At 68.9% G+C, this 19,703-nt stretch carries 19 protein-coding genes; 12 read left to right on the top strand and 7 right to left on the bottom strand.

Features of this window, described 5'->3' with window-relative positions; all coding sequences use genetic code 11:
- Positions 1 to 6: 6 nt before the first annotated feature.
- Positions 7 to 411, top strand: a complete 405-nt coding sequence (locus tag E0H75_RS33625; protein WP_131517746.1) for a YciI family protein — start codon at positions 7 to 9, stop codon at positions 409 to 411.
- Positions 392 to 1,594, top strand: a complete 1,203-nt coding sequence (locus tag E0H75_RS33620; RefSeq protein ID WP_131517745.1) for an RNA polymerase sigma factor — start codon at positions 392 to 394, stop codon at positions 1,592 to 1,594. The genes E0H75_RS33625 and E0H75_RS33620 overlap by 20 nt, the downstream gene beginning before the upstream one ends.
- Here E0H75_RS33620 and E0H75_RS33615 read toward each other — a convergent pair.
- The 5 genes from E0H75_RS33615 to E0H75_RS33595 form a co-directional block, all read right to left on the bottom strand.
- Positions 1,587 to 2,237 carry a DivIVA domain-containing protein gene (locus tag E0H75_RS33615; RefSeq protein WP_165554204.1) on the bottom strand — a complete coding sequence of 217 codons (651 nt, stop codon included), beginning with the start codon at positions 2,235 to 2,237 and terminating at the stop codon, positions 1,587 to 1,589. The genes E0H75_RS33620 and E0H75_RS33615 overlap by 8 nt on opposite strands.
- Positions 2,234 to 3,373 (bottom strand): globin domain-containing protein, encoded by a 1,140-nt coding sequence (locus tag E0H75_RS33610; RefSeq protein WP_131517743.1) that lies wholly within the window; start codon positions 3,371 to 3,373, stop codon positions 2,234 to 2,236. Before E0H75_RS33610 ends, E0H75_RS33615 begins: the two co-directional genes overlap by 4 nt.
- A gap of 5 nt (positions 3,374 to 3,378) precedes the next feature.
- The gene (locus tag E0H75_RS33605) at positions 3,379 to 3,768 is read right to left on the bottom strand and encodes a group I truncated hemoglobin (RefSeq protein ID WP_165554202.1); all 390 of its coding nucleotides are present in this window, start codon (positions 3,766 to 3,768) and stop codon (positions 3,379 to 3,381) included.
- Between the two features lie 201 nt (positions 3,769 to 3,969).
- Positions 3,970 to 4,929: an asparaginase gene (locus E0H75_RS33600; RefSeq protein ID WP_131517741.1), complete on the bottom strand. Its 960-nt coding sequence runs from the start codon at positions 4,927 to 4,929 to the stop codon at positions 3,970 to 3,972.
- 55 nt (positions 4,930 to 4,984) lie between these two features.
- Complete coding sequence (locus E0H75_RS33595) at positions 4,985 to 5,560, bottom strand: helix-turn-helix domain-containing protein (protein WP_131517740.1); 576 nt, start codon at positions 5,558 to 5,560, stop codon at positions 4,985 to 4,987.
- Positions 5,561 to 5,636: 76 nt separating this feature from the next.
- Between E0H75_RS33595 and E0H75_RS33590 the strand changes: the two genes are divergently transcribed.
- From E0H75_RS33590 to E0H75_RS33580, 3 genes are read left to right on the top strand one after another with little or no spacing between them, the layout of a single operon-like run.
- Positions 5,637 to 6,581 carry an NAD(P)/FAD-dependent oxidoreductase gene (locus E0H75_RS33590; RefSeq protein WP_131517739.1) on the top strand — a complete coding sequence of 315 codons (945 nt, stop codon included), beginning with the start codon at positions 5,637 to 5,639 and terminating at the stop codon, positions 6,579 to 6,581.
- A gap of 26 nt (positions 6,582 to 6,607) precedes the next feature.
- On the top strand, positions 6,608 to 7,102 hold the full coding sequence (locus E0H75_RS33585) for a sigma factor-like helix-turn-helix DNA-binding protein (RefSeq protein WP_131517738.1): 495 nt from the start codon (positions 6,608 to 6,610) through the stop codon (positions 7,100 to 7,102).
- Positions 7,099 to 8,340 carry a hypothetical protein gene (locus E0H75_RS33580; protein WP_131517737.1) on the top strand — a complete coding sequence of 414 codons (1,242 nt, stop codon included), beginning with the start codon at positions 7,099 to 7,101 and terminating at the stop codon, positions 8,338 to 8,340. The genes E0H75_RS33585 and E0H75_RS33580 overlap by 4 nt, the downstream gene beginning before the upstream one ends.
- On the opposite strand, the gene E0H75_RS33575 is transcribed toward E0H75_RS33580, so the two are convergent.
- The gene (locus E0H75_RS33575) at positions 8,269 to 8,940 is read right to left on the bottom strand and encodes a TetR/AcrR family transcriptional regulator (RefSeq protein WP_131517736.1); all 672 of its coding nucleotides are present in this window, start codon (positions 8,938 to 8,940) and stop codon (positions 8,269 to 8,271) included. The two genes, E0H75_RS33580 and E0H75_RS33575, sit on opposite strands and share 72 nt — an antisense overlap.
- Positions 8,941 to 9,200: 260 nt before the next feature.
- Here E0H75_RS33575 and E0H75_RS33570 point away from each other — a divergent pair, with 260 nt between their 5' ends.
- From E0H75_RS33570 to E0H75_RS33555, 4 genes are read left to right on the top strand one after another with little or no spacing between them, the layout of a single operon-like run.
- Entirely contained in the window at positions 9,201 to 10,547 is a 1,347-nt protein-coding gene (locus tag E0H75_RS33570; protein ID WP_131517735.1) for an ammonium transporter, read from the top strand.
- Positions 10,544 to 10,882 carry a P-II family nitrogen regulator gene (locus E0H75_RS33565; RefSeq protein ID WP_131355085.1) on the top strand — a complete coding sequence of 113 codons (339 nt, stop codon included), beginning with the start codon at positions 10,544 to 10,546 and terminating at the stop codon, positions 10,880 to 10,882. Before E0H75_RS33570 ends, E0H75_RS33565 begins: the two co-directional genes overlap by 4 nt.
- Positions 10,883 to 13,147, top strand: a complete 2,265-nt coding sequence (locus E0H75_RS33560) for a [protein-PII] uridylyltransferase (RefSeq protein WP_131517734.1) — start codon at positions 10,883 to 10,885, stop codon at positions 13,145 to 13,147.
- Positions 13,148 to 13,157: 10 nt separating this feature from the next.
- Complete coding sequence (locus E0H75_RS33555) at positions 13,158 to 14,183, top strand: DUF2332 domain-containing protein (protein ID WP_131517733.1); 1,026 nt, start codon at positions 13,158 to 13,160, stop codon at positions 14,181 to 14,183.
- Here the strand turns inward: E0H75_RS33555 and E0H75_RS33550 are convergent.
- Positions 14,172 to 15,056 (bottom strand): arginase family protein, encoded by an 885-nt coding sequence (locus E0H75_RS33550; RefSeq protein WP_238163425.1) that lies wholly within the window; start codon positions 15,054 to 15,056, stop codon positions 14,172 to 14,174. The genes E0H75_RS33555 and E0H75_RS33550 overlap by 12 nt on opposite strands.
- Positions 15,057 to 15,190: 134 nt before the next feature.
- Here E0H75_RS33550 and ffh point away from each other — a divergent pair, with 134 nt between their 5' ends.
- From ffh to E0H75_RS33535, 3 genes are all read left to right on the top strand, one after another.
- The gene (gene ffh / locus E0H75_RS33545; RefSeq protein WP_131517732.1) at positions 15,191 to 16,765 is read left to right on the top strand and encodes a signal recognition particle protein; all 1,575 of its coding nucleotides are present in this window, start codon (positions 15,191 to 15,193) and stop codon (positions 16,763 to 16,765) included.
- Positions 16,766 to 16,929: 164 nt separating this feature from the next.
- The gene (locus tag E0H75_RS33540) at positions 16,930 to 18,258 is read left to right on the top strand and encodes a lytic transglycosylase domain-containing protein (protein ID WP_202873304.1); all 1,329 of its coding nucleotides are present in this window, start codon (positions 16,930 to 16,932) and stop codon (positions 18,256 to 18,258) included.
- A 231-nt stretch (positions 18,259 to 18,489) separates the two neighbouring features.
- Positions 18,490 to 19,632, top strand: coding sequence for a lytic transglycosylase domain-containing protein (locus E0H75_RS33535; protein ID WP_238163424.1), 1,143 nt, complete (start codon positions 18,490 to 18,492; stop codon positions 19,630 to 19,632).
- The last annotated feature ends 71 nt before the right edge of the window (positions 19,633 to 19,703 follow it).

Raw genomic sequence — 19,703 nt, 5'->3', positions numbered from 1 at the left:
GACGAGATGACCAAGTTCTTGCTGCTGATGCACTACGACGGCGGCAACGTCGACACCCCGATGCTGGAGTGGGACGAGCCCGACATGAAGGCGCACCTGCAGTACCTGACCGACCACCTGGAGCGGCTGCGGGAGAGCGGTGAGCTGGTGGAGGCGCAGGCCCTGACCTGGCCCCAGCACGCCAAGGTGGTCCGGGCTGCCAGCGTGAGTGCGCCGGTGCTGACGGACGGTCCGTACGCCGAGTCCAAGGAGGTGCTGGCCGGCTACACGATGGTCGACGTGGAGTCGGAGGAACGCGCACTGGAGATCGCGGCCGTGCAGTCCGCCGCGCCCGGCCCGGGCGGTGTCCCGGTCGAGCAGCCGATTGAGGTCCGCCGCGTGATGGAGTCGGATGCCGACCTCTACGAATGACCGTCGCCTCGAGGACCTGCTGCGTGAGCTGACGCCGCAGGTCGTCGGTGCGGTCGTCCGCTGGTCCGGCGACTTCGCGGCGGCGGAGGACGCCGTCCAGGAGGCACTGCTGGCCGCTGCGACCACCTGGCCGCGAGACGGTACGCCGGACAACCCGAAGGCGTGGCTGATCCAGGCAGCGTCGCGGCGGCTGATCGACGAGGTCCGGCAGGAGCAGGCCCGGCGACGCCGCGAGGAGAAGGCCGCGCTGCGCGACGTACCGCCGGAGGATGTCGAGGAGCAGGACGACGCGCTGCGGCTGCTGTTCCTGTGCTGCCACCCGAAGCTGACGCCTGCATCAGCCATCGCGCTCACGTTGCGGGCGGTCGGCGGCCTGACGACCGCCGAGATCGCGCACGCCTACTTGGTGCCTGAGGCAACGATGGCGCAGCGGATCAGCCGGGCGAAGCAGCGGCTCAAGGGCGTCGCCTTCGAGCTGGACACCGGCGAGGAGCGACTCCGCAACGTGCTGCACGTGCTGTACCTGATGTTCAACGAGGGCTACACCAGTACCAGCGGTCCGGAGTTGCAGCGCAGCGATCTGTCGACGGAAGCGATCCGTCTGACGCGGAGCGTGCACGCACTCCTGCCGGACGACGGACAGGTCACCGGACTGCTCGCGCTGATGCTCCTCAGCGACGCTCGCCGCCCCGCCCGCACCGGCACCGCCGGAGAGCTCATCCCGCTCGCGGACCAGGACCGCACGCTCTGGAACAAGGACCACATCACCGAAGGCGTCGCACTGGCCGTGCAAGCCTTCGACACGCCGCCATTAGGGGAGTACCAACTGCAGGCCGCGATCGCAGCGCTGCACGACGAAGTGGACCGGGCGGAGGACACCGACTGGCCGCAGATCCTCGCGCTGTACGGCCTGCTGGAGGACCTGTCCGGCAACCCGATGGTGAAGCTCAACCGGGCCATCGCCGCCGCGATGGTGGATGGGCCTGACGCCGGTCTGATCCTCCTCGAGCCACTCGACGAGGAACTCCCCGGCCACTACCGTCTGGACGCCGTACGCGGGCATCTGTACGAGATGAAGGGCGACCACGAGACCGCCGCGCGACACTTCCGCGCGGCGGCCCACGGTACGACGAGCATCCCCGAGCGCGACTACCTGACCAACAAAGCGGCAGCGCTCAGATAGGCCGACGGTGGCCGGCCACCGTCGGCGTTTCCTGAACGCCGCCCCCGTCCGGGCCGGCGGACAGGTCGTTCCACCACAGCACCTCGGCGTCCGGGGGAGGGGGAGTCGCCTCGGCCGGTACCTGCGGTAGGTGACCCAGCCGCTCGACCTGCTCCGCCAACGCGTCGAGGACGGACCGGAGTTGCACATGTGCGACCCGGGTGAACGTCCGCACGTACTCCAGGTCGGCGACCGGAGCATCACTCGCCGGGAAGTGCTTCACAGCCGACTCCACCGAGTCGCGAGCCTGCGCCAGTGCGTCCCGCTGCTGGGTGCGAGCGGTCTCCACCAGATCCTTTGCGTACTGCTCCGCCTCGGCCACCAGGTTGTCCGCGATCTGCTGCGCCTGGCTGAGCAGTCCGACCGCGTGGGCGGTGATGTGGGCACGCTGGTCCGCGTCCGGCGTACTGCTGCGGAGCCGCTCGACCTCCGCCCGCAGCTCCGCCCGGTCCGCGTCGGCGTACTCGATCTGGTCCGCCAGGTCGCCCAGGTACGCCGTGACTTCGTTCTGGTCCAGGCCCTTGCGGCGGGTGCCGAAGGTCTTGTGCCGGATCGTGTACGGCGATTGAGCCGGTCGGCCGGCGAACGGATCTTGGCGCGTCACTGCTGACTCCCTGCCGAGGTCGTGATCCCCAAGGATTCGGTGTGGATGGCGGTGGTCGGCACACCGGCTTCGGTGAGATGGGCGACCGTGTGCCGGACCATGGCGGGCGAGCCGCACACCAGGGCGGTGCGGTCCGTCCACGGCCCGCGGGCAGCGGCCACTGCGCCGACCTGCCCACGTTCCCCGGGGTACGACGAGTCGTCGGACACGACCGGGGTGTAGCTGAACCAGGGCCGCTGGGTGAGGCTGGTCAGCTGCTTGTGCTCGTACAGATTCCACGGCATCCGGGCTCCGTGGAACAGATGCACGCGCGGGACCTGGCTCGACTGGGTCCGCCGGTCGAGCTGCTCGAGCATCGCCCGGAACGGCGCCAGTCCGGTGCCGCCGGCGATCATCACGAGATCCCGGCCGTCCTCCTCCGGGAGCTTGAGGGAGTCGCCGACCGGTGCGCCGATGCGGACCGGGTCACCGCGCTTGAGCGACCGGACGGCAGGCCCACTGACCTGGCCGCCGGGGACCAGGCCGATGTGCAGCTCGAACGAACCGTCGCTGCGCGGTGCGTTGGCCGGACTGTAGTAGCGCCACCGCCGCGGCCGGTAGGGAATCTCGACCGCCACCGACTGACCCGGCCGGTACTCCAGCGGTCGCTCCGGGTGGATCTGCACGATGGTCACGTCCATCGTGCGACGGTCCACGCCGAGCACCTCACCGGACCACCAGGCGGGGTAGTCCTCGGCCGACTCCTCGGCGGACTGGACCATCACGGTCGCGACCAGGCCGTACGCCTCAGCCCAGTCGGCGGCCAGCTCGGACGTCCACGCAGCACCCAGGAAGTGCTGCAGCGTCGCGAGCAGGGACGCGCCGACCGCGGAGTAGTGCTCGGCGACGACCGAGAAGCGCCGGTGGTCGCGGCCGAGTTGTTGCAGGAACGGCACCACCTCGTCGATTTGTGCGGCGTTGCTGACCACGGCGCCGAGAGCGCCGACGAGCTTGTCGCGTTGGGCGGCCATCGAGACCGGGAACATCTCCCGGACCTCAGGATGGGAAAGGAACAGATGGGAGTAGAAGAACAGCGGCACCTCGTCACCGGATTTGGCGACCAGTGCCCAGCTGTTCTTCAGAGCAGCCGGGTCCATCCGCGTCAGTGCGCCCCGACGATGTCGTCCTGGGTGGCCCCCAGCGCTGTCACCACCCGACCGATGATGTCGGCCGGTACGTCGTGCGCCTCCAGCGCGGCGACCAGGTGCACCACCACCTTGCCGAAGTCGTCACCGGTGATGCCGCGGCCCTTGTGCGCCTCGGCCAGCGCGAGACCGTCGTACGAGACCGGGCCGCCCATGACCTGCGAAACCAGTTGCACCTGGTGCCGTTTCAGCTTGGCCAGGTCGCTGTCGGCGAAGTAGCCCGCCAGCTGCGGATCCGCAAGCACGTTGCGGTAGAAGAGATCCACCACCGAGGCGATCGCCGGACCACCGCCGACCGCTTGGTAATCGCTGTCCCCCGCTGTGCTGCCCTGTGTCTGTTCGACCACGGCGCAACCATCTCCCAATCCTCGAAATCGATCCCCGAGCGGTGACGATCCGAGCACTGTCCGGCGTCGAGGTCAAGATCAGGCGACGGAATTGCCACGATTTGTCCGATGTTTGTGGCGATTGGTTGACAGCCTCGATGAGTGGGTAGGAGGCGCTGCTGGCGGTGCGCCCGAACCCCGGAAGGTTGCCTAAGGCAATAATCAAACGTATTGCCCGAACGCAGCCGCGATGTCGTCATCTGTTGCCAAGAGCAACCGAAGGAGCACCCGGGCCTTGTACGGGTCCAGGAAGCCGCCGTCGATCAGGCCGCGCTGGAGCAGATCCCACTCCGACCCGACCGACCGGTAGGTGTTCCGTACGATCGATCCGGCGCCGGTCCGCGAGGTCAGCACCACTGGTATCCTCGCGGCCAGTTCTCCGAGCACAGGAGCAAGCGCGGCCGGCGCATGTCCGACGCCGAAGCCGGCCACCACCAGACCCTGGTGAGTGTCCGCCAGCCCCTGCAACAGCAGGCCGTCGTCGTCCATCGTGACGGTGTAGAGCGCCACCCGCGTCGCGTCGAGCTCTGCCGGCTCTGCGCTGCCCTGTACGCCGTCGAGGCGCATCGGGCGCGTGAGGACCCGGACACGGTCCTCGACCACGTGCCCGATCGGTCCGGTGTTGGGTGACACGAAGGTCGCCGTACTCGTGCTGTGCGTCTTGCGGACCCAGCGGGCCGCGTGGATCTCCTCCTTGAACACGACCAGTGCGCCGAGATCGCGGGCTGCGGGGGAGCAGGCGACGCGGAGAGCGGCCAGGAGGTTCGCAGGGCCGTCCGGTCCGGCCAGCGTGGGGTTGCGCATGGCGCCCGTGAGCACGAACGGCTGCGGATGTGGCCAGACCTGGTCGACCAGGAACGCAGTCTCCTCCAGCGTGTCCGTGCCTTGCGTGACCACGACCCCGCCGGCACCGGCGGACACGGCCTTCGAGGCGGCGTCGACGACCTCGAGCATCTTCGCGGCGGTGAGGTTGGCGCTGGGCACTGCCTCGATGTCCTGGATCTCGACCGGTCGGCCGAGCTCCGACAGTCCGGGGACCGCGGCGGCCAGGTCCTCGCCGGTCAGTCGGTGTTTGCCGGCCATCCCGATGGTGCCGCCCAGGGTGAACAACGCGATGCTCACTACCAGTTCCTCCTCAGTCACACGGATCGCCTGACAGACCGCCGCAGCCTACTGGCTACTTGGTGCGCGCCCTGACGTGCATGCGTTCGCCCTGCGGCCCGTACAGGCACAGGACCTCCGTCGGACCCGGACCGGGGTTGCCGAACCAGTGCGGCACCCGCGTGTCGAACTCCGCGACCTCACCCTCCTTCAGGACGAAGTCCTGGTCGCCGAGCTTGAGCCGGACCCGTCCGGAGAGCACATAGATCCAGTCGTAGCCCTCGTGCGTCTTCTGTCGTACGTCGTTGCCGGGGTAGCCCTCCGGCAGGATCTGCTTGAAGGCCTGCAGACCGCCCGGCCGCCTGCTCAGCGGGATGTGCACCGTGCCGTGGCGCTTGATCGGCTTCGCGTAGATCCGCGGGTCGCCGGTCGGTGGCGCGTCCACCAGTTCGTCCAGCTGGACCTGATGTGCCCGCGCCAGCGGCAGCAGGAGCTCCAGAGTCGGCCGGCGCTGCCCGGACTCCAGCCGGGACAGCGTGCTCACCGAGATCCCGGTCTCCTCGGAGAGCTGGGACAGCGTCGTACCTCGCTCGGAGCGGAGACTGCGCAGCCGGGATCCGACCGCTTCGAGTACGTCGTCGTAGGACTCCATGTTGCCATTCTGGCAAACAAAGTTGTCGAAAACGAGAATCATCACGCACTCTCGAGACAACCGAGAGGAGCCGGAGATGAAGAAGTACGACGTGATCGTGATCGGCGGAGGCGCCGCCGGACTGAGTGGAGCGCTGGCGCTGGTTCGATCGCGCCGGTCGGTGCTGGTGATCGACGACGGTACGCCGCGCAACGCGCAGGCGGAGCATGTGCACAACTACCTGACCCGCGACGGCGTCCCACCGGCCGAGCTGTATGCGCTCGGCCGCCAGGAGGTCATCGGGTACGGCGGTGAGGTCGTCACCGGCACCGTGACCACGGCCCGCCGGGACGGTGACTTCACGGTCGAGCTTGCGGACGGTACGACGTACCAGGGACGGCGGCTGCTGGTGACGACCGGGCTGACGGACGTGCTGCCCGACGTACCCGGGCTGGCCGAGCGGTGGGGCAAGGACGTGCTGCACTGCCCGTACTGCCACGGCTGGGAGGTGCGCGACCAGGCGATCGGCGTCCTGGCGACCAGTGTGATGGCGCTGCACCAGGTCCAGCTGTTCCGGCAGCTGAGTGACGACGTGACGCTGTTCCTGCACACCGCGCCGGAGCCGACCGACGAGCAGTGGGAGGAGCTCGCGGCCCGCGGCATCTCAGTAGTGGAAGGCAAGGTCGAGCAGCTCGAGGTGGAGGACGGCAGGCTCACCGGTGTCCGGCTGGAGGGCGGCAGGGTCATCCCACGGCAGGCGCTGGCGGTGCAGAGCGCCATGCGGGCGCGTGCGGGCTTCCTGACCGATCTGGGGTTGGAGACGACCGAGCTGGAGGCCAATGGGATCGTCCTGGGCACCGCCGTTCAGGTCGACGCGATGGGTGCCACCCAGGTCCCAGGCGTCTTCGCGGCCGGCAATGTAGCCGATCCGAGGGCGCAGGTCGTCTCCGCTGCAGCCGCCGGGCTGATGGCTGCGGGTGGTATCAACTTCGACCTGATCGGTGAAGAGACCCGGCTGGCAGTGGCCGCCCGCAGTAGTTGAGGAGTTGAATAGAGGCGGGAGGGTGGATGCACGAAACGGTCGACCCGGATTTCGCCTCGTATGTCGATGCGCGGCAGGGCAGATGGCTCCGAACGGCGTACCTGGTGTACGGCGATCCTGAGCGTGCCGAGGATGCGCTGCTGCACGCCTTCACCCGGCTCGCACTGCGCTGGACCAGGGTCGACGATCCGGACGTCTTCGTTCAGCGGCTGCTGTACCAGCCTGCTCTGAACCGGTGGAGCCGGGTGAAGGCGTTCCCGGACGAGGACGACCCGGTCAAGCTGGCGCTGGCCGAGCTGACGCCGGCACAGCGCACGGTGTTCGTGCTGCTCCACCTGGAGGAGCTCACGGAGTTCGAGGTGGCCGACATGCTCAACATGTCCCACCAGACCGTGCACGGGCACGGCATGTCCGCCTTCAGCCGGTTCCGTACGGCGCTCGGCGGGGGCGACTGGCGTGACAGCCCCCGCGACAGCGCCCGCGACAGGGCTCGCGATATCGGTGGGGGCGACCAGCGATGAGGCGCGAGGACGTCCAGCCCATGCTCGCCAAGGCGTCGGACCGGCTGCCCGAACCGGACCTGGCCGACGCAGCCTGGGCTGCCGGAGTGGAAACCAAGCGCCGCCGCCGGCGCAGCGTCCTCATCGGTCTGATTGCCGCTGTGCTCATTGCGGTGATCGCCGCGATCGGAGTGAGCCTCAGCGGTGACGACAACTCCCAGTTCATCCCACCGATCACACCGCCCAGCAACACGAACTACCTGGCCCCGGACGGACAGATCAACGGGATCGACTTCTGGGTCGCTCCGCCGTCCGGAAGCGAACGGTTCCTCGATCGGCTCGAGACACCGCTCGGCGATCGCCTGCAACAACCGGACAACGTCGAACCGCTCGCGGACCGGCCGCTGGACCGCATCGCCGCGGTGGTGCTCGATGACCGCGGCGACCGCTACGTGCCGCTCCTGCTGGGCTCCGACTCCTCCTGGGCGCGAGCCGACGTGGAGCTGCTCCCGATCCGCACCGGTACGCCGCTGAGCTCCGGAGCGGTGTCGCCGGATGGGCGGATCGCCGCCTTCCCGCAGCCGGGCGAGCTGGTCACCGTTGACGTCGCGACGGCAGAGGTGTTCCGCATCAAGATGCCGGTCCAGGACATCCGCAGCGTCTCCTGGCTGCCGGATGCCCAGCGCGTTCTCGTCAGCGGTCCGGGCGTCGCGTACCGGGTGCTGGTGGGGGAGAGCAGCAGTGGCGACGAGCCGCTGGTGGCGATCGCGGGTGCCGCGGATCCGTCGGCAGTCACAGCGCCGTTCCGGCTGGACAAGGGTGCCGTGCTCCGGTACATGGCCGGTGGCCAGTGGACCGTCGACAGCGCTCTGCAGTTGCAGTTGCCGGTGCGCGCATGGGTCGGGCAGACCTTCTCCGTGGACAGCACTGCTGCCAGGCTCTTCATCGCGGACAATCTGCCCGAGGTGCGGACCAACTCCTCACAGCCACAGGTGGTGGCGGCCATCTCGACCCTGCGGGCAGAGCCGAGCCGCCTGCTGATACTCGGCGAACCCACCGTGATGTCCTCGACCCCGATGGATCGGCCTTACGTGCGGGAGCCTGGCTGCTGCGCCGTACTGGGCTGGTACGACCACAACACGCCGCTGTTCCAGGTCCGCGGCTGGGTGCTCGCCTGGGACCTGAACTCAGGCCGGGTCCGCCGGGTCACCGAACTGGCCGTGGCCGGCCTGGCCATTGGCCCCGGGATTCACCCCTGACCCCCTGTCCATGATGCAGCGCAGCGTGAACTCCACCAGCCGGTCCGCGTCCTCCGGTGCCGGCATCGGCTCCCCGGTCAGCGCGCGGATGACGAACACGCCCGCCAGCCACTGCACCATCAGCACCGGGTCCGCCGTGCTCCGGATCGGCTCACCGCGCTTGCGGGCCCGTTCCAGCGCGTCCCGGGTCAGCCCGATCCGGTGGTCCAGGAACTCACGGTAGATCCGTGCGGACCGCTCGTCGCGGTTCGCCTCCGTGACCGCCAGGCGGATCAGTGCCAGGCCGTTCTCGCTGTTCACGAACGCCAGTGCGTCGGCGTAGACCTGGCGCAGGTCGCCGGCGATCGAGCCGGTGTCCGCGTCCGGTATCTGGATGTCGAACAGCTCCGCCATCGCGTCGTTGGCCAGCAGTTCCTTGCTGGCCCAGCGCCGGTAGATGGTGGCTTTGCCGACGCCCGCCGCCTCGGCGACGTCGTCGACCGTCATTCCGTCGAATCCACGCTCGAGCAGCAGCTGCACGGCGTACCTGCGGATCCTCGGCTCTGCGTCCGGGTCTCGCGGCCTGCCGCGGCGCGGCCTCACCCCGTGGTTGATCCCCATTTCGTTTCCCCAGGTCGGACGGGCGCAGTGGCGCGGCTGCGTACCCGTGTGGTCCAGGCCAGAGTGCCACACCTTGGCCGATGTCACCTCGATGTCACCTGATCGCCCTCTTTGTCACATGCCTGAAACAAACGGACCGATCGGCTGAAACCGCGCGCCGACACCGTGTCGGTGTGGCTGGCGGGCGGGCTCCCCGGCGTTGTGGAGCAACCTGATTGAGGGACGCCGGTCACGTCCGGAACGATGGAAGGACGACGCTCATGACGACTGTGCCCGGCGATACCGCCTGGGTCCTGGCAAGCGCCGCCCTGGTGATGCTGATGACACCGGGCCTGGCTTTCTTCTACGGCGGCATGGTGCGCGTGAAGAGCGTGCTGAACATGATGATGATGAGCTTCATCACCATCGCCGTCGTCACGATTCTGTGGGTGGTGGTCGGCTACTCTCTGACGTTCGCCGGTGACACCGGGCACGTGATCGGTGACTTCTCCGAGGTCGGCCTGAAGGGCCTGATGGCGCCGGAGGCGGTGAGCGGGACCACGCCGACGCTCGCCTTCGTCGCCTTCCAGCTGATGTTCGCGATCATCACGCCGGCGCTGATCTCCGGCGCGATCGCCGACCGGGCCACGTTCCGTGGCTGGATCGCGTTCGTGGTCGGCTGGACGCTGCTGGTGTACTTCCCGGTCGCGCACTCGGTCTGGTTCCTCGACGACGGCAACGGCGGCTGGATCGGCGACAAACTGAAGGCGATCGACTTCGCCGGCGGTACGGCGGTGCACGTGAATGCCGGTGCGGCCGCACTCGCGCTGGCGATCGTGCTCGGCCGGCGGATCGGCTGGAAGAAGGACCCGATGAGGCCGCACAGCCTGCCGCTGGTCATCCTCGGCGCCGGTCTGCTGTGGTTCGGCTGGTTCGGCTTCAACGCGGGCTCGGCGCTGAGTGCCGGCACCACCGCCGCCGTCACGTTCGTGAACACCCAGGTCGCCACCGCCGCCGCGGTGATCGGCTGGCTGATCGTCGAGCGGATCCGGCACGGCAAGGCCACCACGCTGGGCATGGCCTCCGGTGCGGTCGCCGGCCTGGTCGCGATCACGCCGTCGTGTGGCGCGGTCACCCCGGTCGGCGCGATCTTCCTTGGCCTGCTGGCCGGTGGGATCTGCGCCTTCGCGGTCTCGCTGAAGTACAAGCTGGGCTTCGACGACTCGCTCGACGTGGTCGGTGTGCACCTGGTCGGCGGTCTGTTCGGCTCGCTGGCGATCGGCTTCCTCGGTTCGGCCGCGGCGCCGTCGGCCGTCAACGGCCTGTTCTACGGCGGTGGCGCCTCGCAGCTGGGCAGGCAGGCGCTGGCCAACCTCGTCGTCGGTGTGTACTCCTTCACGATCGCGTTCATCCTCGCCAAGGTGATCGACCTGACCATCGGCTTCCGGCTCAAGGAAGAGGACGAGGTCGCCGGTGTCGACCAGGCCGAGCACGCCGAGACGGCGTACGACTTCCTCGGTGCGGCCGGCCTGCGCGGGCACAACGCCCTGGCCCGCCCGCCGGCGCCGGCCGCCGACCCGGAGAATGAGTCCACCGAGACGTCCGAGAAGGAAGGTGCGAACGCATGAAGCTGATCACCGCGGTGGTCAAGCCGCACAAGCTGGAGGACGTCCGGGCCGCGCTGGAGACGTTCGGGGTCACCGGCATGACGGTGACCGAGGCGAGCGGGTACGGCCGGCAGAAGGGCCACACCGAGGTGTACCGCGGCGCGGAGTACGAGGTGGACCTGGTCCCGAAGGTCCGGCTCGAGGTCGTCGTCGAGGACGGCGACAGCTCGGACGTGGTGGACGTCATCGTGAAGGCCGCGCAGACCGGCAAGATCGGAGACGGCAAGGTCTGGGTCACGCCGGTCGAGACCATCGTCCGGGTCCGCACCGGCGAGCTGGATGGAGACGCGCTCTAGATGGTGAACCGAGCAGCACAGCGGCGCGCTCGTGCCGAGGAGGCCGACGCGCTGCTGTACCTGCTTCTCGGCAAGGCCTGTGACGCCCTCGGTGTGCCCACCGAGGGCGTCGCCCTGGTCGCGGTCGGCGGCTACGGCCGTGAGGAGCTGTCGCCCTACAGCGATCTCGACGTGATGCTCGTGCACGCCGAGGGGTACCCGCGTGTGGACGAGCTGGCGGCACAGATCTGGTATCCGCTGTGGGATTCGCGGACCAAGCTGGATCACAGCGTCCGGACGTTGGCGGAGGCCAGGCAGGCGGCAGCCGACGATGTCCGCGTGGCCCTGGGGCTGCTGGACGCACGACATGTCGCGGGAGACTCGCACCTCACACTGCAGCTGCGCTCGGTGCTGATGGCGGACTGGCGTCGTACGGCGCGGACGCGGCTTCCTGCGTTGGCACAGGCCTGTCGGGACCGTGCGACGTCGGTTGGTGAGCTGGCCCATCTCGCCGAGCCGGATCTGAAGGAGGCGTACGGCGGTCTGCGGGATGCCGTCGTACTGCGTTCGTTGGTGGCTTCCTGGTTGGTCGACGTACCGCATCCAGTGGTGGAGCGGGCGCGGCTGGACCTGCTGGACATCCGGGACGAACTGCACAACGTTGCGGGTCGTTCCACCGACCGACTGGTGGCGGACCTGGCCGGTGAGGTCGCAGCCGGCCTGGGTCTGGACGGGCGGGACGAACTGCTGCGGCACGTGTACGCGACCGGCCGGACGCTCGCGCACGTGTGCGATGTGTCGTGGCGACGGGTGGAGAGCCTGATGACCCGGCCGCCGCGGTCCAGGCGCCGGCAGCGGACTGGCGGACCTCTGCTGCTGGCGTTGGATGACGGTGTCGGTCAGCACGAGGGTGAAGTCGTACTGATGCCGGATGCGCGGCCGGAGCGGGACGCCGTACTTGGGCTGCGCGCTGCCGCTGTTGCTGCGGATCGTGAGCTCGTGCTGTCGCCTGCTGTGTGTGGTCGGCTCGCCAGGAGTGCCATGGCGTTGCCCGAGCCGTGGCCGGGTGAGGCGCGGCGGTTGCTGTGCGCCCTGCTGGGTGCCGGCAGCGGACTGCTCGAGGTGTGGGAGGCGCTGGACCAGGCCGGCTACATCTCGCGGATCCTGCCGGAGTGGGACACGGTCCGGTTCCGGCCGCCGCAGTCTGCGGTCCACCGCTTCACCGTCGACCGGCATCTGCTGGAGACGTGTGTCGAGGCGTCCAAGATGGTGCGGGACGTACGGCGTCCTGACCTGCTGCTCGTCTCCGCATTGCTGCATGACTTGGGTAAAGCGGTCGACGGCGACCACAGCGTCACCGGAGCCGTGATCGCCGGGACTGTTGCTCGCCGCATCGGATTCACCGACGCAGACGCCGACACCATCGCGCTGCTGGTCCGGCAGCACCTCATGCTTGCGCAGGTCGCTACTCGCCGGGACCTGGACGACCCGATGACTGTCGATCTGGTCGTGGGCATCGTCCGCACCACCGAGACGCTGGACCTGCTCGAGGCACTCACGTACGCCGACGCGCGCGCGGCCGGTCCGGCGGCAGCGTCACCATGGCGGATGCGGCTGGTCGGTGAGCTCTGCCGTCGGGTGCGTGGTGAGCTGTCCGGGGGAGGGGAGGGCATGTGGACCGATGCTCCGCCGGTTCCCGTGCCCACACTGCATCAGGTGGTAGGCATAGGGCGGCTGGGCGTATCCGTGGCCGACCATCACGGTGACTTGCGCATCAATGTCGCCGTACCCGATCAAGTGGGCACGCTGTCGACCGTTGCCGCCGTGCTGGCGGTGGAGCGGCTCGCAGTGCGGTCCGCTGTCATCACATCCGTTGAGGGCCTAGGCATCTCGCAGTGGACGGTGGCCGGCTCGCTGCCCGATCCGGTCCGGTTGCGTGACCGGCTCGCCGTGGCGCTCCGCGACAGCACTGACTTGGTACGGCGCTTGGCCGCGCGCGACTCGTCCGCGGTGAAGCACCGGCTCGACAGTCGGGTCGACCTCCTGCCCGGAGCTTCAGAGACGGCCACAGTGCTGCAAGTGCGAGCCCATGACCGCCCGGGCCTGCTGTACGACGTCACTGCGGCCATTGCGTTCACCGGAGCGGACATCCGGTCAGCCCACGTCAGCACACTGGGTGCAGAGTGTGTCGACGTCTTCTACCTCACCGATCCGCAGGGCGCTCCACTCGACGAGGAGGACGCGCGTACGACGGCCAAGACGATCCTGGATCGCTTGACCTCTTAGTCTCTGTGGTGTGCATGTCGTAGCGGCGTTCCAGCATCAAGCGGTTGCCTGTGAGGACCTCGGGTCCCCGATGTACGCCGAACTGCTTCGGCTGATCGTGGACGACTACGAGGTCGGAGGTGTGTCGACCGGCGTACTGGCCGGCTATGAGGATCGTCCGTTCGGTGACGCGATCGCTCTGCGCTTGCTGGCGGCGGTGCACGGCCAGGTGCTGGCTGGCGAGGTGCCCGAGCTGGCGGCGTTCTATCCGAGCGTCGGTGGGACCTGGGACCCGGTGCTGGGCTGGGAGGCGTTCGAGCAGACCCTGCAGTCGCGGCCCGCCGAGCTGCGGGCGTTGCTGACCCAGCCGCCACAGACGAACGAGGTCGGCCGGGCTGCCGCGCTCTACGGTGGTCTACTGCAGTTGGTCGAGGCCGTGCCGTTGCCGGTCCGGTTGTTCGAGATCGGTGCGAGCGCTGGGCTCAACCTGCGGGCGGATCACTTCCACTACACCGCGGACGGGACGTCGTACGGTCCGGCTGACAGTCCTGTGGTGTTCGAGGACGCCTGGTCCGGGCAGTCGCTGAAGCCGGCGGTGCTGCGGATCGCCGAGCGGGTCGGGAGCGACATCGCTCCGGTGAACCCACTGACTGCGGAAGGCGCTCGCACGCTGACGTCGTACGTGTGGCCGGACATGTCGCAGCGGCTGGAGCGGTTGCGCGGTGCGGTGGAGATCGCGCGGCAGGTGCCGGCCGACGTACGACGGGAGGACGCTGTCTCGTTCGTGCGCGGCCTCGAACTGTCGGAGGGGCACGTGACGGTGGTGTGGCACTCCATCATGTGGCAGTACCTGAGCCGCGAGGACCGCGCCGCTGTAGACGACCACCTGGCCGATCTCGGCGCCCAGGCCACAGAGTCGACCCCGCTGGCCCGTCTCCGCCTCGAACCGTTGCCGCGAGCTGTGCGGCTCGAGTTGCAAACGTGGCCTGGTGGCGAACGGCGGACCCTCGGCCGAGCCGAACCACACGGTCAAGGTCTCGTCTGGTCAGGTGAGTGACGCGACCAGCGTGTCGGTGAGCTCGGCCGCATGGACCCCGTCGGGATCGAGGTCAGGGTCGAAGATGCCGATATCGATCCCCCTGCAGGCCGGCGACGCGAGCAGCGGGCGAAGGAGGGCTCGGAGCTGGGAGTGGTCGATTCCGCCCGGGTCGGGACTGTCGACCGCCGGCATCACCTCGGCGTCGAGGATGTCCACATCCAGATGCACCCAGAACCCGTCGAGTTCCTCCCGCTCGAGATGCTGCAGTACGCCGTCCGCAGCCGGCTCCGCCATGATCCTGAGTGCAGACCACACCGGTATCTCGGCCGCCTCGACGTCACCGACGTACTCGTCGTCCTCCCGAATGCCCAATAGGGCAGCGTCGGTGTCCTGGACGTACGGCGACAGTCCCTCGAGATCAGTGAGGTCCGCCTGACCGCGTCCGGTCACCAGTGCGAGCGCTTCACCGCCGGCTGCACCGACGTACGGCGAGTTGTCGATGGTCCGGAAGTCGGAGTGGCCGTCCAGGTAGACCACGGCGTACCGGCCGCGCCGCTTCAACGCCAACGCCGGACCCAGCAGGTTGCTGCACTCACCTCCGAGCAACACCACGAACCGCTGGTCGTCGAACAATTTCGTCAACCGATCAGCCAGCCGCACCGTGTACGACGCTATCGCCTCAGCGTTGAACACCCCGTCGCCGGGCTTCCACCCCTCCCGGTCGTACCTCGGTGGGGTGACACACCCGGCGTCGGAAGCGTTGATCCGCTGCAGCAATCCCTGGTCGCGCAACGCTCCGGCCAGCTTGTAACAGCCCGGCACCGCGCCCTTGACCGGCGGCCGCAACCCCAGGTTCGATGGTCCGTCCAGCACTACCCGCTGCTTGCCCACCCGAGCCCCTAACCGATCTGCGTCGATTGACCGGTTAGAGCCTTGCGGCCTGACCCTCCGGTTGTCAACCGCGCCCGGTAGACTCGGGGAGTTGTCTGGGTGAGCTGGGTTTTCTGAAGAACGGACTGTTCCTGGTGTTCGACACGCTTTCCGATCGTCTGTCCACGGCGTTCAAGAATCTGCGCGGCAAAGGCAAGCTGACCGACGCCGACATCGACGCGACGACGCGGGAGATCCGGATCGCGCTGCTCGAGGCCGATGTCGCGCTGCCGGTGGTGAAGGAGTTCATCGCCGCGGTCCGGGACCGCGCCAGCGGCGCCGAGGTGCGCGGCGGGCTGAACCCTGCGCAGCAGGTGATCAAGATCGTCAACGAGGAACTGGTCAACATCCTCGGCGGCGAGACCCGCGAGCTGCGGATGGCCAAGCGGCCGCCGACGGTGATCATGCTCGCCGGTCTGCAGGGTGCTGGTAAGACCACCCTGGCCGGCAAGCTGGCCAAGTGGCTGAAGGAGGCCAAGCACCAGACGCCGATGCTGGTCGCGGCCGACCTCCAGCGCCCGAACGCGGTGACCCAGCTGCAGGTGGTCGGCGACCGCGCCGGCGTGCCGGTGTTCGCGCCCGAGCCCGGCAACGGCGTCGGCGACCCGGTCGACGTGGCCCGCAAGGCGATGGACGAGGCGCGGAGCAAGCAGCACAGCGTGGTCATCGTCGACACGGCCGGCCGGCTGGGGGTCGACGAGGTGCTGATGAAGCAGGCCGCCGACATCCGCGACGCGGTCACGCCGGACGAGATCCTGTTCGTGGTCGACGCGATGATCGGTCAGGACGCGGTCACCACCGCCCAGGCCTTCCTCGACGGCGTCGGCTTCGACGGCGTCGTGCTGTCCAAGCTCGACGGTGACGCCCGCGGTGGTGCCGCGCTGTCGATCGCGCAGGTCACCGGCCGCCAGGTGATGTTCGCCTCCAACGGCGAGAAGCTCGAGGACTTCGACGTCTTCCACCCCGACCGGATGGCGTCGCGCATCCTCGGCATGGGCGACGTGATGAGCCTGATCGAGCAGGCGGAGAAGTCGTTCGACGCCGAGGAGGCCGCCAAGACGGCCGCCAAGCTGCAGAAGCGTGGCGGCAAGGACTTCACCCTGGACGACTTCCTCGCCCAGATGCAGTCGGTCCGCAAGATGGGCCCGCTGACCAAGATCTTCGGCATGCTGCCGGGGGCGAACCAGTTCAAGGACCAGCTGGAGAACTTCGACGAGCGCGAGATCGACCGGATCGAGGCGGTCATCCACTCGATGACCCCGGCCGAGCGGACCGATCCCAACATCATCAACGGCTCCCGCCGGGCCCGGATCGCGAAGGGCTCCGGGACCGAGGTCGCCACTGTCAGTGGCCTGGTCGAGCGGTTCTTCGAGGCCCGCAAGATGATGGCCGCGATGGCGTCGGGCAAGGGAATGCCGGGGATGCCCGGCATGCCAGGGATGCCGGGCATGGGCGGCGGTGGCGCGCGGAAGGCCAAGCAGCAGCAGAAGAAGGGCAAGAAGCGTGGCTCCGGCAACCCGGCCAAGCGGGCGAACCAGGGCAACACCCAGCCGGCTCCGCCGCAGCCGGGCCAGCTGCCCGCCGCCTTCGGCGGTGGCGGCCAGGACGCCGGCGACTTCCAGCTGCCCGACGACCTGCGCAAGATGCTGGGTGACGACGACAAGAAGTGACACCGGGCCGGTGAACGCTCGGTGACGGGGCAGTGGACGCCGGTTCGGCAGCCGGTTACTGCATGAAGTGGCGCACCGTTACCGGTTGCCCGCGACCCTGTGACGGCTAAGATCGTGCCTACGCCCGGCAAGACTCAGTACTGCGGAAACGTCGAGGGACGCGGATGAGGCAGCAGTTCAAGAACCTGGATACGTGGCGGGGGAAGCTGACCGCCACCTGGGTCTGCTTGGCTCCTCCCACCGCGATGGTCGCCGTGTTCGTCGCCGGCGGCCTCACCTCGAACACGTTCATCGTCGACGCGCACGCGCTGGCCCAGCCGCGCCAGGACGCGCAGTTCGACGACCTGGCCAACAACGTCCCAAGTCAGCCGGGTGCGGACGGCAGCCTGCCGACCCAGGAGAAGTCCCAGATCTCGGTGCCGGTGACCGGAGCCGTCGACGGCACGGTGCAGCCGATCCCCGGCATCTCCGGTGACGCCTCGGGCATTCCTGGCACCGTGCTGGCGGCGTACCAGAAGGCGGCCAACGACCTCGCGGTGGCGACGCCGGGTTGCCACATCACCTGGCCACTGCTGGCCGGCATCGGCAAGGTCGAGTCCGCGCACGCCAGCGGCGGCAAGGTCGAGGCGAACGGGAACACCCGCGGCAAGATCCTCGGACCGGTGCTCGACGGTGGCCCTGGGATGGCCGCGATCGCCGACACCGACCAGGGCGTGTACGACGGGAACTCGCAGTGGGACCGCGCCGTCGGCCCGATGCAGTTCATCCCGGGCACATGGAAGGTCTTCGGGGCGGACGGCAACGGTGACGGCGTCAAGGACCCGCACAACGTCTTCGACGCGGCCCGGGCGGCCGGCGGCTACCTGTGCTCCGGCGGCGCGAACCTGGCCGACCCGCAGGGGCTCGTGCAGGCGGTCCTTCGCTACAACCACTCGATGGACTACGTGTCGACTGTGCTCCGGTGGATGCAGTCGTACAGCAAGGAGACCGTGACGATCCCGGACACATCGGGCGTCATCACCCCGCCGCTGGACGACAACGGGAACGTCGACCAGAGTAACGACCCGACCCGCGAGGGCGGCACCACGACTCCCACGCCGACGCCGACGGCGCAGCCGTCCACGCCGACGCCGACCGTGAGCCGGACGACGAGCAAGCCGCCGTCGAGCAAGCCGACCACCCAGGTGCCGAACACGCCGCCGACGTCGACGACGAAGCCGCCGACGACGACAACCCCGCCGACGACCACGACCCCGCCGACGACGACCCCGCCACCGACGACGACCCCGCCGACGACCACTCCGCCGACGACGCCGCCGACCTCGGATCCGCCGCCGACGACCTGTACGCCGACGCCCACCCCGACGGAGTCGCCGACGGCAACTCCGACGGAGACCCCGAGCCCGACTCCCACGCCGTGCGACACGAACGCACCCGGGTCGGACGAGAGCACGGCCGCGACTCCGGGCGAGGCGCCCAAGCCGGGTAACTGAGCAACGACCCGCGATCCGGGGCTCTGGAGGCCGCTGGCAACGTAGCCTCACGCATTACCTGGTGCCTGTTTTCGGCCGTGTTGGCGGGTCCGGTAACTTTGCGTCGTCTTGATGTAACTTTCTGGCGTATGGATCGTTGAGGGGATCATGCGCCTAACCCGTAGTGGTAACCGTCGGGTCAAAATCATCATCGCTTCACTGTGCACAGCCCCGCTCCTGGTCGGGGCCATCGTGACAGTCGCTTCGGGCGGGGCCGGTGCCTCCGGTCAGCTCGCGGCGGACAGCCCGGTCGCCCCATCGCCTGGGGCCGGGCTCAACAGCGGTGAGTTCGACGAACTGACGATGGTCGTGCCGCAGCGTCCCGGAGTGGACGGCCGGCTCGGATCCGACAAACCCGCCCGCGCCGACGTCCCCGTGCAGGGGGCGACCGACGGCCGTTCGGTGGTCCGTCCGGGCAGCCCGGACGCCGTCAACGGCATTCCGCGCGGGGTGTTTCCCGCCTACCGCCGCGCCACCGCGAATCTCGCCGTGGTCCGGCCGAACTGTGGGCTCACCTGGCCGTTGCTCGCCGGGATCGGCAAGGTCGAGTCCGACCATGCCAGCGGCGGCCGGGTCGACGTGGCCGGCACCACCAAGGGCAAGATCCTCGGCCCGGTGCTGAACGGCCGTGGCGGCAACGGCCGGGTCACTGACTCCGACAAGGGCCGGTTCGACGGCGACCTGACCTGGGACCGTGCGGTCGGGCCGATGCAGATCATCCCGCAGGTGTGGGACGAGTTCGGCGCCGACGGCAACGGTGACGGCTTCCGCAACCCGAACAACGTGTACGACGCCGTCACCACGGTCGCGGTCTACCTGTGCTCCGAAGGCGACGACCTGAAGGCGCCCCGCGACCTGGTCGCCTCCCTGCTGCGGTACCAGCACTCCAAGGACTTCGTCTCCACGGTGCTGCGGTGGATGCGGGTCTACAGCAAGAACGCCGTCCTGATCCCGAACGAGAAGGGCGGCCTGTCGACGGCGAAGTCCACCGGGAACGCGGAGCGGAAGGTCGACCCGCGCCAGGTCCCGGACGTCCCGGACGACAAGACGACCTCGCCGACGCAGCAACCGTCCACACCGGTCGGCCAGCCGACGTTGCCGGATCCGATCGAGACGCCGACGCACAAGCCGACCCGGCCGACGCAGACGCCGACGAAGACTCCGACCAAGACCCCGACGAAGACGCCTACCAAGACGCCGACGCCGACCGGTACGCCGACCCAGACGCCGACCGACACCCCGACGCAGACGCCGACGGACACTCCGAGCGGGACGCCCTGCACGGCTGAGCCGACCACGCCGAGCTGCACCCCGGGCGGCGGCTCGCACGGCTGAGTGAGTGCCCCGTAGGCGATGTGCCTCGAGCCACATCGCTGAAGGGGCACCAGCCCGGATACGGTCGGCGT

The sequence above is a fragment of the Kribbella capetownensis genome (assembly GCF_004331485.1).
Lineage (GTDB): Bacteria > Actinomycetota > Actinomycetes > Propionibacteriales > Kribbellaceae > Kribbella > Kribbella capetownensis.
This window is presented reverse-complemented; position numbering and strand designations above follow the sequence as displayed.